Annotated in this window: 11 protein-coding genes; 2 read left to right on the plus strand and 9 right to left on the minus strand. The window is 75.9% G+C overall.

The features are described from left to right. Positions 1-41 precede the first annotated feature (41 nt). From OG550_RS06715 to OG550_RS06725, 3 genes are all read right to left on the minus strand, one after another. On the minus strand, positions 42-275 hold the full coding sequence (locus tag OG550_RS06715) for a hypothetical protein (protein WP_327675583.1): 234 nt from the start codon (positions 273-275) through the stop codon (positions 42-44). 175 nt (positions 276-450) lie between these two features. Next, a complete protein-coding gene (locus tag OG550_RS06720) occupies positions 451-1023 on the minus strand; it encodes an O-methyltransferase (protein WP_327675585.1) in 573 nt (190 codons plus the stop codon). Between the two features lie 167 nt (positions 1024-1190). Next, positions 1191-1634 (minus strand): DUF6188 family protein, encoded by a 444-nt coding sequence (locus OG550_RS06725; RefSeq protein WP_327675587.1) that lies wholly within the window; start codon positions 1632-1634, stop codon positions 1191-1193. Between the two features lie 286 nt (positions 1635-1920). Here OG550_RS06725 and OG550_RS06730 point away from each other — a divergent pair, with 286 nt between their 5' ends. Next, positions 1921-2208 carry a hypothetical protein gene (locus OG550_RS06730; RefSeq protein WP_327675589.1) on the plus strand — a complete coding sequence of 96 codons (288 nt, stop codon included), beginning with the start codon at positions 1921-1923 and terminating at the stop codon, positions 2206-2208. 117 nt (positions 2209-2325) lie between these two features. On the opposite strand, the gene OG550_RS06735 is transcribed toward OG550_RS06730, so the two are convergent. The 6 genes from OG550_RS06735 to OG550_RS06760 form a co-directional block, all read right to left on the minus strand. Beyond that, positions 2326-2595, minus strand: coding sequence for a hypothetical protein (locus tag OG550_RS06735; RefSeq protein WP_327675591.1), 270 nt, complete (start codon positions 2593-2595; stop codon positions 2326-2328). A 285-nt stretch (positions 2596-2880) separates the two neighbouring features. Then, entirely contained in the window at positions 2881-3174 is a 294-nt protein-coding gene (locus tag OG550_RS06740; RefSeq protein ID WP_327675593.1) for a hypothetical protein, read from the minus strand. A 182-nt stretch (positions 3175-3356) separates the two neighbouring features. Further along, a complete protein-coding gene (locus OG550_RS06745; RefSeq protein WP_327675595.1) occupies positions 3357-5921 on the minus strand; it encodes an Hsp70 family protein in 2565 nt (854 codons plus the stop codon). Between the two features lie 26 nt (positions 5922-5947). Continuing rightward, positions 5948-6793, minus strand: a complete 846-nt coding sequence (locus tag OG550_RS06750) for a nucleotide exchange factor GrpE (RefSeq protein WP_327675597.1) — start codon at positions 6791-6793, stop codon at positions 5948-5950. Between the two features lie 5 nt (positions 6794-6798). After that, complete coding sequence (locus OG550_RS06755) at positions 6799-7224, minus strand: hypothetical protein (RefSeq protein WP_327675599.1); 426 nt, start codon at positions 7222-7224, stop codon at positions 6799-6801. Between the two features lie 241 nt (positions 7225-7465). Continuing rightward, positions 7466-12316, minus strand: coding sequence for a hypothetical protein (locus tag OG550_RS06760; protein WP_327675601.1), 4851 nt, complete (start codon positions 12314-12316; stop codon positions 7466-7468). 201 nt (positions 12317-12517) lie between these two features. Between OG550_RS06760 and OG550_RS06765 the strand changes: the two genes are divergently transcribed. Beyond that, positions 12518-14314, plus strand: a complete 1797-nt coding sequence (locus tag OG550_RS06765; protein WP_327675603.1) for a protein kinase domain-containing protein — start codon at positions 12518-12520, stop codon at positions 14312-14314. Positions 14315-14513: the final 199 nt, after the last annotated feature.

Raw genomic sequence — 14513 nt, forward strand, 5'->3', positions numbered from 1 at the left:
AGGGCGAGGAGCGGCCGGGGTGGGAGCGGGGCGGGGCCGGGTCAGCTCCCGCTGCCACCGCCGTCGCCGCCACCGCCGCCGTCACCGCCGAGGAAGGCGGACCCGTCCTGGGACCGCCCCCGGTTCCGCCGGGACCGGCGCACCAGCCCGCCCGCGCCGAGAGTCGCGGCGGCCACCGCGCGCACCCAGCGGGGACCGCCGCGCTCCGCCCACACCACGCAGACGCACCCGCCGACGACCACCACCAGCACGCCCACCAGCACCAGACCGATCACGTTCCCCACCTTCGTCCTCGTCCACGTGTCGTGCCGGTGATCCTCCCAGACCCGACCCGCTGCACCGTACCCGAACCGCCCGGCACCGCTCCCGGGCGATCCGGCGGCCCCGGCACCCGTCCCCCGCTCCGCCCGGGCGAGCCGCCTCGACGAACCCTCCCGCGCACGCTCTCGGTCAGGAGCGCCGGGTGGCGACGACCGCCGAACTGGCGGGTGTCGTGAGTACTTCGGTGCCGTGGAGGGCGGGATGGGTGAGGTAGAGGAGCCGGAGCTCGTCCACCTCGCCGCCGTAGCGGGGCGGCCAGTGGGACGAGGGCGTGAAGTCGTCCAGGATGAGGAGGCCGCCGGGGGCGAGCAGCTCGACGACCCGCTGGGGATCGTCGCGCTTGCCCCCGCCGTCGCAGAAGAAGACGTCGAACGGGGCGTGCCGTTCGAGCAGCCGCCAGTCCCCGGTGAGGACGCTGACGCGCTCGTCGTCGGCGAACGCCACGGCCGCCCGGCGGGCCAGATCCTCGTCACGCTCCACCGTGACCAGGCGCGCACCGGCGCCGAGGCCGCTGTGCAGCCACGCGGTTCCGACCCCCGCTCCGGTGCCGCTCTCGGCGATGACGCCGCCGGGCTTGGCGGCCGCGGCCAGACTCAGCAGCCGACCCACTTGGGGGAGGCAGCTCTTCGTGAACCCGGCTTCCGCGGCGGCCTTCTCCGCGGCTGCCACACGTGGCGGAACCGCACGTTCTGCCTGCTCCATGACCCTCCCCCTGCGAACGGTGAGGCCGACGCTACCCGCCGGCGGACGCATGCGCCCGGTCTTCCGCCCGTCCGGTCCCGGCGGCGGCCGCGGGGCGCAGCACCGGTGTCGGCGTACGGCCCGAACCACTCACCTGCGCACGGCCCCGCTCCTCCGGAGGCAGACCCTCACCGCGCCCCTGCCGTGCCGGGGGCGGACCCCGGGCCGGACCCCGGGCCGGGCAGGACCGTGAGTCCACCGCCGGGCACCGACGTGAAGCACCACCGCTCCGGCCCGGTGATCCTCCACGCCGACGACTCCCCCGGGCACGTCAGATGCAGACCGGTGTCGAACACCACCCGCAGGGCACCGGACTTGAACGCGACGGCGGACAGGACCGAGGCCCCGAGCAGTCGGAGCGCCAGGTCCCGTGAGGCCGGTGCGAGCGGCAGGCCGGGGTTCGCGTGCACCGGGCCGTGCGACAGGAGGGCGGGGCCTTCCACCCCGACCTCCCACCCCGGCGCGAGCGAGAGCACCAGGTGGGGAGTGGTGCCGACGCCGGTGACCGGTCGGCCCCGGAGGCCCGGCACCCACCGGTCAGCGTGTTCGACCGAGGTCGTGTCAGTTCTCACCCCTGCACCCTGCCCCGCTCCGCCACGGCGGTCCAGGGATTTACGTCCCCGCGCCGCGCCCGTCAGGCCGCCTCGGGATTCCGTCGGATGACCCCGGGACGGCCCAGGCCGACGGGCGGCGGACGCCGCGTCAACCCGGCGGTCCGGGGCCGGAGCCCGCCGCGGGCCCGTGCGCTTCTCACCGGATGGAATAGGGGGTTCCGCTCGCGGAGGTTCCTGCCAGACTGTGCACCACATGTGCCCGACACCGCGGGCCCGTGCTCAGCGACCATGCCAGGAGGCCGACATGACCGCGCCCAGCACCACCGCCCCCGAGACCCGCGACCCCGGCGACAACCGCGAGGCCGGCACACCCGGCACCGTGCGCACCTCGCTGATCAGTGGAGTCATCGGTGGCGTGATCGGCGCGGTGATGAGCGCGGCCGCCAACTACCTGATCGTCGGCACTCCTGACGACGAGACGGCCAACGCCGTCAACCACGCCGTGTCGGGCCTGATCAGCGGCTTCATGGCCGGCTTCATCGGCCTCCTCGTCCACCAGCGCAAGACGGCCGCCGCGGCGCGGCAGCGGTAGCCGCAGCCGTGACGGCCGCGGCAACGACCGCGGCGGCGGCAGCCGTGGCAGGAGCGGACGAGTGACGGCGGCCCGCCTCCCGACGGGGAGGCGGGCCGCCGTCACGACGCGCACAGGTCAATCCCAGTTGACCGCTCCGCATTTCTTGCAAATCGTCGGCTGCCCGGCGATGAGGTTGAAGATGGGATTCCAGTCGAGGCCGATGCGGTTGATGATCTCGTCGAACGTGCCGGGCTTGGAACCGAACGCCCGCGCATTGCTGACCTTCACCTGGTCGGTCACCCGCCGGCAGCCCTTGCCGTCGCAGTAGGCGGACACCGGCCTCCCCACACCGGTGTTGAGCAGGCGCTCGATGATCGACTTCGGGACGGGAACAGAGACGGTCACGGGAACCCCCTGGAAAAAGAGTTTCTGTCATGCGCAGCGTCGAATTCGCCGCGGGAAGTCCATCCAGGATCAGGCTAACCCCGCCGCCGAAGATTGGGAAAGCGAATTTCCGGAATTCTTTCCGACCTTTCCGGGAGCCTTGAAAAAATACCTGAGAATTCCCGCGAACCCGCAACAGGACGGGGACGGCCCGCGCCGGAAAGCACACGGCCCACCCCCTTCGGCAAGGGGGTGGGCCGTGAACCGTCCGTGAACCGGTCGGACTCCGGACGACGGACGGAGGACTCAGTCCACCGGGCGGCGGGCGGCGGAGACCCGGGCCGAGAGGGCTGCGAGCAGCTCCCGGGCGGGCTCCAGGCCGGGTTCCACCGTCAGCGCCCGGCGCAGCAGGAGCACGGCCGAGGAGTCGTCGCCGACCCGGGCCAGCTCCAGGGCCTCGTTGTAGTCGATCCGCCCGGCGTAGCGGAGCCTGACCAGGGCGGCCAGGTCCTCCCGGCAGGACGGGCAGCGCAGGGTCTCCGGGTCGGCGGGGAGTGCGCACTGGGGGCACGGCACGTCGATCGGAGGCACCGTGTCCACCGGTCCCGCACCCGGCAGCGGCCCAGGCTCCGGTTCCGCCCCCGGTACCGGTCCCGACTCCGTGCCCGGTCCTGTGCCCGGCGCCGCGTCAGCCCCCGGCAGCCCGCCCGCCGCCGGACCGCCCGCCGCCGGACCGCCCGCCGCCGGATCGTGCGCCGCCCGCTCGTCCGTAGGGAGTTCGCTCATCGCGGCCCCGCCTCCTCCGGGCGGACCGGGCCGAGCGACTCGGCCGCCGGCTCGCTGCCCATCTCGCGCTGCGCCTCCGCGTACAGCAGCAGCAGCGCCGAGGTGTGCCGGTTGGCCGCCTCCATGTTGGCCGACTCGACCGCCGAGTCGAGCCCGCGCAGCTCCGCCAGGATCCGCTGGGCCAGGGCCGGCGAGACCAGGTTCTGGTTCACGTAGACGTTGCACATGGTGAGCATCCGGAAGGTGTGCCCGAGCGAGTCGCACAGCTCGTCCGCGCGGGCGGCTGCGGCCATCGCGCCCTCCCAGTCGGCCGCCTCGCGACGCAGCCGCAGCTCCGCCGCCACCGAGCGGAGCCGGTCCAGGTCGCTCGGGTCGAGGTGCTTCTCGCAGTAGTGCAGGAACAGGCTCAGGTAGGCCTCCGAACCGCGCACCCAGCGCTGGGCCTTGAGCTGGCGCTGCGCCCGCTCCAGCGCCTCGTCCACCGACTGGCCCCGGCTCTGGCCGGCGGCCAGGTCGTCGAGGGTGTCCATCAGCCGCTGCGCGTCGCGCAGTTCGGCTTCGGTGAGCTCGGTCCCCCAGCGGTCGGTGAAGCTCTCGATCTGCCGCTGCTGCTCCTCGACCTGCACCTTGAGCTCGGGGTCGAGGGTGACCCGTTCCAGCTTGACGGTCTTCTCGCCGCCGCCCTGGATGCGCACCGAGAGGGTGATCGTGCGGTCCCGGTCGAGGCCGAAGGAGACGTCGATGGGGGTGCGGCCGCCCAGGCCGGCGGGCAGGCGCAGGGTGAGGTGCCCGATCAGCTCGTTCCGCTGGGCGGTCTCGTGCTCGCCCTCGTAGACGGCGACTTCGAGCCGCTGGCGCCCGCCGCCGGATACCACGAACTGCCGGCTGACCGGCGAACTCGTCGGGTAGCTGGTGTTCTTGGGGATGATGACGGCCAGCCGGCCGTCGTTGAGCTCGATGCCGAGGTTCTTCGGGGTGATGTCGAAGGGGTTGGTGACCTGCATCAGCTCGCCGCAGCCCGTACAGACCTCCACGCCGGGCGGGTTGACGATGCCGCAGGAGGCGCAGCGCAGGCCCACGTCCTCGGACGCTGTGGAGGCCACCCTGGTGTTCCCGGAGGCGGCGGAGTTCAGTGCCTCGCCGCAGAGTTCGCAGGAGGTGACGCCGGGGGCGGCCGGGGTGCCGCAGCGGGGGCAGTTGTCGGTGCGGACGACGGTGGCCGCCCGGGAGGCGGCCGGGGCCGCGCCGCCGCCCGGACCTCCGGTGGCCTGGCCGCACTTGGGGCACTCGGCGGCCGCGGTGTCCACCGGGATGTGGCAGCCGGTGCAGGAGACCCGGTCGCCGCCGAGCAGCGAGTGCGCGCAGTTGGAGCAGGCCGAGGCGGCCAGGTCCGCGGGGGCCCGGCATTCGGGGCACTCGACCTCGCCGACCAGCGCGGACTGCACGGCCGCGCCGAGTGCCACGCACTGCATCGGGTTGACGCCGCGGCGGACCCGCCGGGGCCCGAACACCTCGCCGAGGCGGCGCGCCACCAGCGGGATGGAGGTGGAGCCGCCGACCAGCAGCACCTCGTCGATGTCCCCGACGGTGAGGTTGGCCTGCATGATGGCCTTGTGGGTGAGTTCGATGGTGCGCTCGATCTGGGCCTCGATCAGTTCCTCGAAGCGGGAGCGCTCGAACTCCGTCTCCAGGACCAGCTGGCCGGCGCCGAGGCCGGGCAGGATCACCTCCGAGGACTCCTGGTGGGACAGCTCGATCTTGACGGTCTCGGCGGTGGACGCGATCTTGGGCCGGTCCCGCAGGTCGGGCTGGTAGTCCGAGCCGTACTCGGCCCGGATGTCGTCCAGCAGCGCGGTGGTGATCGCGCGGTCGAAGTCGTCGCCGCCGAGCAGGTTGTCGCCCTCGATGCCGAGCACCGAGACCGAGCCGGGCACCAGCAGCAGGATCGAGATGTCGAAGGTGCCGCCGCCGAGGTCGTAGACCAGGACCGTCCGGCCGTCGATCCCGGCCTCGGCGGTGATCCCGTAGGCCAGCGCCGCGGCGGTGGGCTCGTTGATGACCCGCAGCACGTGCAGGCCGGCCATCCGGCCCGCCTCCTGGGTGGCGGCGACCTGGCGCTCGCCGAAGTAGGCGGGGACGGTGATGACCGCCCGGTGGAAGGGCTCGCCGAACCGCTGTTCGGCGTCCTCCTTCAGCCGGTGCAGGATGATCGCGGAGATCTCGATCGGGGTGTAGGAGCGGCCGTCGAACCAGACGTTGACGTCGCCGTCGGCGCCCGCGGTGACCCGGTAGTCCAGCTCGCCGAGGGCCGCCTGGACCTGCGGGTCCTTGAACTTCCGCCCCATGAAGCGCTTGACCGAGCGGATCACGTTCTCACCGTCGAGGGCGAGGCGGCTGCGGGCCGTGGAGCCGACCAGCAGTTCGCCCTTGCGGCCGCGGCCGACGACGGAGGGCGTGGCCTCCTGGTTCTGCCGGTTGAAGACGATCTCCGGCTCGCCGCGGCGCAGGTGGGCCACCACCGAGTTGGTGGTGCCCAGATCGATGCCGAGTGTGCGGTACATGTGTTCCCCTCTTGCCCCTCGTGTTCCTAACGCTTCTTCCGCTTGCGCCGGTTGGCCGCCCGGCCACCCCTGGGCTTCGCGGCCCGTACCCGCGCGGCCTGCTCGGGGGCCGGCGGTTCGGGAGACGTCCGTTCGGCGGCCGGCGGTTCGGCCCCGGCGGCGGTGGATCCGGCGGCGCTCCCGGCGGCGCTCTCGGCGGCGGCCGGTCCGGCGGCGGTCCCGCCCACGTACACGGTGTCGGTGTCCGCCTCCGCCCCGGCCACCGGGCCGATGACGGTGCCGGACCCGGTTTCGGGACCGGTGCCCTCGCCCGCGCCGGCCCCGGTCGTGCGGCCTGATTCCGGTAGCACCGACTCCGGTAGCACCGACTCCGATAGCGCCGGCTCCAGTAGCACCGGCTCAGCCGGAACGTGCGCCGCGACCACGACCTGGGCCCGGCGCAGCACCTCGTCCCCCCAGAAGAAGCCGGTGACGACGGTCTCCACCACGGTCTCCGGCGCCACCCCGCGCCTCGGCTCACTGCCCACGATCTCGGTCAGCGCCGGGTCGGCCGCCAGTCCGTCCAGCCGCATCGGGCGCACCCCGGCTCTGGCGAGCTTGCCGAGCAGGCGGCGGCGGGTGGCCTCGATCCCGGCTCCCCGCCCCAGCAGCACGAGTTCACGGTCCAGGCCCAGGGACGCCAGCGCGTCGTCCACCTCGATCAGGGCCGCGACCAGCTCCCGCTGGGCGGACTTCGCCGCCTGCGCCTCCTCGGCCCGGCGGCGCTGCAGCATCGAGGCCCGGAACAGCAGTTGGCCGAAGGCCTGGGGCAGGTCGACCTCCAGGGCCCGCTGCGGGACCTCCAGCGGCTTGCGCGGCTCGGGTGTCGTCACGTCGTTCACTCCGGGATCTCGATCTGCGGCAGCACCGACAGGTCGGCGGCGAAGCGCGCGGGGACCGCGGGCTCGGGGTCGACACCGGCGGGGACGGGTTCGGCGAAGTCCGCCGCCAGCTCTCCGCCGTGCAGGACGAGCAGTTCGGCGGCGGACGGCAGCGGCGGACGGTCGATCACCAGCAGGGGTTCGGCCAGCGCGGGCGCGAGCAGGCCGGCCACCTGGTCCACCGGCTCGGGCGGGAGCGGCTGTTGGAGGTCCGCCTCCAGGCGCCGGTCCGGGTTGCGGAGCAGCGCCGCGGCCTCCTGGATCTGCTGGCGGGTGAAGCGGCCGGCCCGCATGGCGGGGCCCACGGCCAGGTTGATCTCGCGCACGCCGGCCGAGAGCGGGATGCCCAGGACCTCGTACGGTGACGGTTCGTGCAGTGGCATGGCGAGGGTCGTCTCTCCTTCTCTCCTCCGGACGGCGGACCCGGCCGGACGGCCGGGACGCGCCGACCGCCCGGCCCGGGGCCGGGGTTCCGGAGACTGGTTCTCCGGTGGCCGGTCCCGGCCACCGGTTGTCCGGGGCCGGTCGGGCCGGTCTGGCCGGTACGGCCGGTCCTCCGGAAGCCGATGGCCGGTCGGCCGGCGGCCGGGCGGTCCGGCCACCGGGTGCTGGGGATGGGTGGCCTCAGTAGAGCGAGTTGATCTTCTTCTGGAGTCTCTTCAGCTCCCGGTCGTCGGGGCAGTACTGGACGGCCGTCTTGACCAGCTCCCTGGCCTGCCGGAACTCCCGCAGGTTGGCCCGGGCGACGGCGTAGTTGCCGTACACGACGCCGAGTTCGCGGTGGAGCTTCGCGGTCTCCTCGTGCGAGGGGGAGAACTCCAGCGCCTGCTCCAGCAGCCTGGTGGCCTCCAGGTAGCGCGTCGCCTCGTACAGGTCCGCGGCCTCGCTGCGCCAGACGCCGACCATCAGCTGGCGGATGTCGACGGAGTCGTCGTAGGTCCGCGCCTTGCGGAGGATCGCGGCGCGCTCGGAGAACGGGCGCCCGGTCATCTCGTCCAGCATGTGGTTGGCCAGCATCACCGAGACCCTGCGGCGCGACTCGTGGCCGGTCTCGCCGGTCCACTCCGGGTCCGCCTCCAGGGCGGCGGCCATCCGGCTGACGGCGACGCTGGAGCGGTCGTTCATCGCGGCGTGGCGCGCCAGGTGGCGCATCACGAACACGTAGCCGAGCAGGTGGTCGGACTCCGGGTTGAGCGCGTGCAGTTCCTTCCAGAGCTCGGCCGCCTCCAGCAGGTCCGCCTCCGGGGCCTCGGCGTCGGTGAGGTCGCCGGCCCGGTTGCCGAGCACGGCCTCCAGGAAGTGCCGGGCCGTCGGGTCCTCGGGGGCGAGGGCCATGCCCTTGCGGAGCAGGCCGAGGGCCCGGGAGTAGTCCTTGGTCTCGTTGTTGATCTTCCGGGCCCACTGGGCGTAGGTCGCGCCGAGGTCGCCGCGCACCTCGGCGTGGTCCGGTGCCAGGTCCAGCGCCTGCTCCAGCAGTTTCGCCGCGCCTTCCTGGTCGTCGTCGCTGGCCTTGAGCAGGGCGCGGGCGGCGCGCAGCCCGGACTCGGCGGCGATGTCGGCGGCGTCCGCCGGGAGTTCGACGTCCGGGACGGTCCGGGCCCGGGCCAGGCAGTCGAGCGCCTCGCGCCACTCCTGGTGGCGGTGGTGCTCCCGGGCCTGGCCGACCAGCGCCTCGGACAGCAGGACCCGCCAGTCCTCGCCGCGCTCCTCCCCGGGGATCGCGTCCAGGGCGCTCACGGCGGCGGACTGGCGGCCCTGGAGCAGCAGGTAGCGCTGCGGGCCCAGGCCGTCGAACAGGCCGAGCGACCGGCCCAGCGGGTGGCCGTCCTGGCCGCGCCAGGCCCGCACCGCGCGCTTGAACTGCCGTTCCCAGAGCGGGACCGCGGGATCGTCGCAGAGCTCGCGGTGGAGCACGGGGCCGATCACGAGGCGCCGGAGCGGGCGGTCCGGCAGGGCGATCCGGACGTCCTCCCCGGCGAAGGCGGCGGCGCAGTGCGCCTCCATGCCGAGGCGGACCGTCCAGGCGTCCAGTTCGTCGCCGGTGCGGCCGCGGAGGACGTCCAGCTCGCGCAGGTCGGTGCGGAGCCGGTCGAGCAGCGCGGTCCGGGCCGCGGCGGCGCGCTGCTCCTCGACCGGGCGTCCGGTGACGCGGGCGGTCTCGGCCCAGAGGTCCGGCAGGTGCAGGGCCGCGGTGAGGCAGCCGAGGGTCCAGGACCAGAGCCGCTCGTCACCGCTCCGGGCGGGACCGGCCGCCCCCTCCGCCCCGGTGGTCGTTCCGGGCGCGGCGAGCCGGTAGCCCGCCAGGCCCAGGGCGTGCAGCAGCCGGGGGTGGGCCGGGTCCTTGAGCAGCAGGGCGCGGTAGCCGTCCCAGGCCTCCTGGTGCCGGCCCTCCGCCGCGTGCTGCCTGGCCTCGTGCTCGGCCAGCAGGCCGAGGGCGGCGGCCGCCTGCGGGTGGTCCGGCGTCAGTTCCAGTGCCCGGCGCAGGTCTCCCGCGGACCGGCCCGGCTCGCCGGACTCCAGCGCGGCCGCGGCCCGGCGGACCAGTACGGCGGAGCGCTCCCGTCCGGCCGTGTCCGGCAGTTCGGCCAGGGCGTCGTCCAGCAGACCGAGTTCGGCGCGGAGCAGCGCGAGGTCGAGGCGGACGGGAGCGGCGGCGGGGCTGTCGCCGAACGCCCCGGCCCAGTCCGCCAGGACGGCCTCGGCCTCGGCGGGGAGCCCGGCCCGGCGGGCGCAGTCCAGTACGGCGCGCAGTGCGGGGAGGGCGCAGTGGAGGCAGCGGGGCGAGGCGGCGGGTCCGGGGCGGTGCAGGTGGGCGGCGCAGCCGGCCCGGCCGCAGCCGCCGCAGGTGCCGGAGGCGGGACGGTCGCAGGCGCTGCAGGCGCCGGTCGCCGGATCGCCGGGGGTGGTACCGGCGGTGGTACCGACGGTGCGGGGCGCGGGACCGGCGCCCGGTGCGGGCCGGGGGCCGGGTACGCCGGGTACGCCGACCGTGGCGGGCGCGGCGGCCGGGGCGGCGTGGGCCGACAGGGAGTTGCGGTGCCACTCCAGCGCGCCGGACCAGTTGCCGGCCCGCTCGGCGAGCAGCGCGCGGAGCCGGGCGAGGCCCGGGTCCCCGGCCGGATCGGGTTCGAGGGGGGCGAGCAGGGCGATCGTCTGGACCGGGCGGGCGGCCAGCAGGGCGGCGGCGGCCAGGTGGTAGCGGTCGCGGGGCGTCGCGGCGGCCTCCAGCAGCCCGGGGAGCGGCTCGGTCGAGCCTTCGGCGAGGGCGAGCACGGCGCGCAGCCGGTTCCGCCGCCGCAGGGCCGCGCCGGGTGCGGGCACGGGCGCCGCGGGTCCGTACGCCGCGGGTCCGGACGCCGTGAGGGCTGCGGTCGGCGCAGGGCCCGACGCCGTCCGCCCCCACGCCGACGAGCCCGGCGCGCGCGGGTCCTGGACCGAGGGGCCGGGCACCGACGGGTCCTGCGCGGGCGGGTCCTGCGCGGGCGGGTCCGCCGGGGGCAGCACCCGGCCGAAGACCAGCGGCGGTGCCGCCGCGGGTGCCCCGCCGGGCGTCCCGCCGTCGGGAGCCCGCTCCTCGGCCCGGTCGGCGTCGGCCGGGGACACCGGGGAGACCGGGGCCGCCTCGGACAACGGGGACGACGGGGACGACGCGGACGGCTGGGCCGCCCGGGCGTCCGGGAGCGACTCCACCGGCAGCGAGTCCGCCAGGGCGAGGGCCGTCCCGGCCCGCTCGCGGTCCTCGGCCCGGTCCCGTCCGTTGACCAGCAGGTGGGCGGCCTCGCGCAGCGCGGCCTCCGCCAGCGCCACCGGGTAGCCGGGCGCGGCCGGGTCGTCGGCGGCGGCCTGCTGCCACAGCTCGCGGGCCGCCACCGGGTCGGCGGCGAGCCTCTCGCGGGCCAGCCGGTCGCGCAGCAGCGCGAGCCGGTCCAGCAGGTCGGCCGCGCGCAGCGGCTCCCAGCGTTCGAGCGCGCCGGCCGGGTCGCCGGTCCGCGCCAGGGCCAGGCCGTGGTGGAAGGCGGCGATCTGCCCCCAGCGGGAGTCCTGCCCGGCCTCGGCGCGCAGCAGCGGTTCCGCCTCCGCCGTCCGGCCGGAGGCGAGCAGTGCCGCGCCGAGCCGGACCCGGGCCGGACGCCAGCCGGGGGTGAGGGCGAGCGCCGTCTGGTAGTCGACGGCCGCCTCGGCGGGGCGCCCGGTGCGTTCGTGCACCAGGGCGAGCCCGAGCCGGGCCGGGGCGAACGAGGGCTGGGCGGCCAGTGCGGCCGTGAACTGCTCCTGGGCGCGGTCGTCGGCGCCGAGCAGCAGGGCGAGCCGTCCCAGCGCGTAGCGGGGCCTGGGGTCGGTCGGGGCTTCGGTGGCGGCGGCGTTCAGGTCGGCCCAGGCCGCCCCGGTGTCGCCGAGCCGCTGCTGGGCCAGGCCGCGGAAGAGCAGGGTCTCGGTGTGCAGCGCGGGCCCCCGGGACCAGGGCGACGCCTCGCCCGGGCCGCGTCGCAGGGCCTCGTCGAAGGCCACCACGGCCGGGGTGTCCTGGTGCAGGGCGTAGAGCTGGGTGCCCCAGCGGAACCAGAGTTCGCCGCTGCCGCCGGGGGCCGCCGCGGCGAGCAGCGGTTCGGCCTCGGCCGCGCGGTCGTCGAGTCCGCGCAGCAGGGCGGCCCGGGCCAGCACCGGCCACTCGCGGCCGGGGAGTGCGGCCATGGCCTGCGCGGTCGCGGTCTCGCGCCGTTCGGGCGTGCCGTCCCGGCAGAGGCGCTGCAGCCAGTCGCGGGCGCGGGCGGCCGTCGCGGCGTCGGCCTCGTCCGCCGCCGGGTCGAGTGCGTGGCCGGGCGCGTGGCCGGGCACCGGGCCCGCCTGGACGGCCCCAGGAGCTCCCGGAGCTCCCGGAGCTCCCGCGGCTCCCACCGCTCCTGCGGCGGCGTCGGGTGTGGCGGCGGCGCCGAGTCCTCGGCCGACGCCCTGACCGAGCCCCGGACCGCTACCGGTGTCCTGGAGGGGCCCGGCGCCGGTGCCCCGGACGGCCTCCGGACCCGGACCCTCGCCGGCCGCCCGTTCCATCGCCTGCAGGAAGGCGAGCAGCGGCCCGAGTTCGCCGTCCGGGGCCTGCATCCGCTCCTCGGCCATCCGCCGCAGGCTCCACCGGGGCAGTTGGCGGGCCGGGTCGGCCAGCAGCGGGAAGGCCTCGTGGTGCAGGGCGAACGTGGCGGCGGCGTCTCCGGCCGCGGTGGCCGCCTCGGCCTGGCCCAGCAGGGCGAGGCCGCGCTGGGGCCGGAGCGCGTCGGGCGCCGTCGCCAGCCGTTTGGCCAGCCGCGCGTACTGGCGGCGGGCACGCTGCGGCTTGCCCGCGGTGAGCTGGGCGGCGGCCCGGGTCAGCGCCGTCGCCACCGACGCCGGCTCGTGGGCCCGGCGGCGGCGGACCAGGACGGTGCCGCCCGCGCCTGCGAGTGCCGCCACGACCAACAGCAGCAGCACGAGCTGAGCCATGCAGTGTCCCCCTGCAGTCCGGAATCCCCCGACGTCATGATCAACATCCGCTGGACGATCATGAGTTGACGACTCTTCATGATGTTGCTCGGTGGCCATCAGGATAGGCCCTCCTCAGGGCGGACGAACAGAAAAGAGCACTATCCTGAGATCCGCGAGAGACCGACGCCGAGTCGGTGCCGGGCGTCAGTCGGGGGTCGAGTGTCAGAGTCGCGTTGGGTTCCCGGGCTCCGGTTCGGGCCGGAGTTCGACCCCGAGCAGTACGAACTCCTGGAGTTCCACCACCGGGGCGGCGAGGCCGAGGTGTGGCGGGCCGTCCGCACCGGGCACAGCGGCCTCAAGGAGCTGGTCGCCGCGAAGATCATGCTGGAGCGCGACCCCTCCGAGGTCCGCCGCTGGCTCGGCCGCTGGGACGACGTCTCGCACAACGCCCACCGGCTGGGCGTCAACGACCTGGTGGTGCCCAGCTTCCTGCTCGGCCCCTCCCCGCACCGGCCCGGCACCCGGCCGGGCGGCGGCCTGCTCGGCTACCAGATCTCGCCGTGGGTCGAGGGCGTTCCGCTGCACACCTGGGCCCGCTCCAACCGGGGCGGACTGCCGGCCGCCGCCGAGGTGCTGGCCCGGCTCTGCCGGATCGTCGACGAGCTGCACCGCAAGCGCTGGGTCCACCGCGACATCTCCCCCGCCAACGTCCTGGTCGACGCCGAGGGCCAGGTCAAGCTGATCGACCTCACCTTCCTCGCACCGCTCGACCACGCGCTCACCGTCGCGGTCTTCACCCCGGGGCACGTCCCGCCGGAGGCCGAGCGGGTCGGCGGGTTCCCCACCACCGCCAAGGACCTGTTCGCCGTCGGCACCCTCGCCCGCACCCTGCTGCTGCCCGACCACGGCCGGCTCGACCACCGGCTCGCCGTCGAACAGGCCCGCAACGAGCTGCTGGCCTGCGGGTTCGGCGAGGAGCTCGCCCAGTGGGCCTGCGAGCCGCTGGCCCGCGAACCGGAGCGACGGCCCACCCCGCTCGGCCCCTGGGCGGCGCGGGGGCGCGAACTCCTGCGCGCCCACCGGGCGATGCCGCGCACCGCCTGCCTCGCCGTCCTGCCCGACGCCGGCGGCCGGCCGCTGCTGGTCGCCGGCGGCGCCGACGGGGTCGTGTTCGCCGGCCCCGGCCTCGCCGGGCACCCGCCGCCCCCCGGCCCCGGACCGCGCGCCGTCCGCACCCTGGTCTGCGGCTGGGCCGGACGGCAGGCCGAACTCGCGGTGTTCGCCGAGGACCAGACCGGCACCCTCTGGGTCGGCAACGGATCCGGCTGGTGGGAGGCGGCGCGCGGCATCGGCGGACTCGCCGGAGCGGTCAACTCGGCGGGCGAGCTGGTCGTGTGGACGGCCGCGGGCGGCGCCCTGCGCTCGTACCGCTGGGCACCCGGCCTCACCCTCACCGGCCAGGAGCTGGCCGGCTGCCCGGCCGACCGCGTCCTGGCCGCCATGGAGGAACGGGCGGGCGCCTGGCTGCTCCTGGTCGAACACCGGGAGCGGCTGCTGCGCTGGCGGGTCGGAACCGACACCCCGCCCGAACCGCTCGGCCCCCCGGGCCCGATCCGCGCGGGGGCGCTGGCCCGGTCCTCGGCCGGCCCGCAGGCCGCCGCGCTGCGCCGGGACGGCTCGGTCCACCTGTACGGCGCGGAGCCGACCGGCGCGGCGAGCGAGATCGGCGACGGCGAACCCGCGCTCGGCGCCGCGATGGCCGGGCACCGCGGCGGTCCGACCGTCGCCCTGGCGGGCGAGGGCGGCGTACGGCTGCGGCTGCCCGCCGTCGGCAGCTCCCGGCGCCCCCGCTGGTGGCGGCCGACGCTGCGCCCGGCCACCCAGGTCGCACTGGCCGTCGGCGACGACTGGCGGCTCTGCCTGGCCGCCGTGGTGGAGGGCGAACTCCACTGCTGGCAGGAGGACTCGGGATACCGCTGGCAGCCGGTCGCGCTCCCCGGCCAGGGCGAGGACTGAGCGCCGCCGACCCGGGCGCGGCGCCCCGGTCCGCGCCCGCCCCCGGCGACCGGTGGCCGACCGGGTACACGGGCGCCGGGGTCCCCACGGCACACCCGCGGTGCCGTTCGGCATAGGTTCACCCGGAGTGCGCGCTTCACCTGCCGGTCGCGGACCGGGAAAGCTATAGTCGCGTACACGACAACTCCGCCCCGTCCCA

Origin of the sequence: Kitasatospora sp. NBC_00458, from assembly GCF_036013975.1 — a bacterium.
Classification (GTDB): domain Bacteria; phylum Actinomycetota; class Actinomycetes; order Streptomycetales; family Streptomycetaceae; genus Kitasatospora.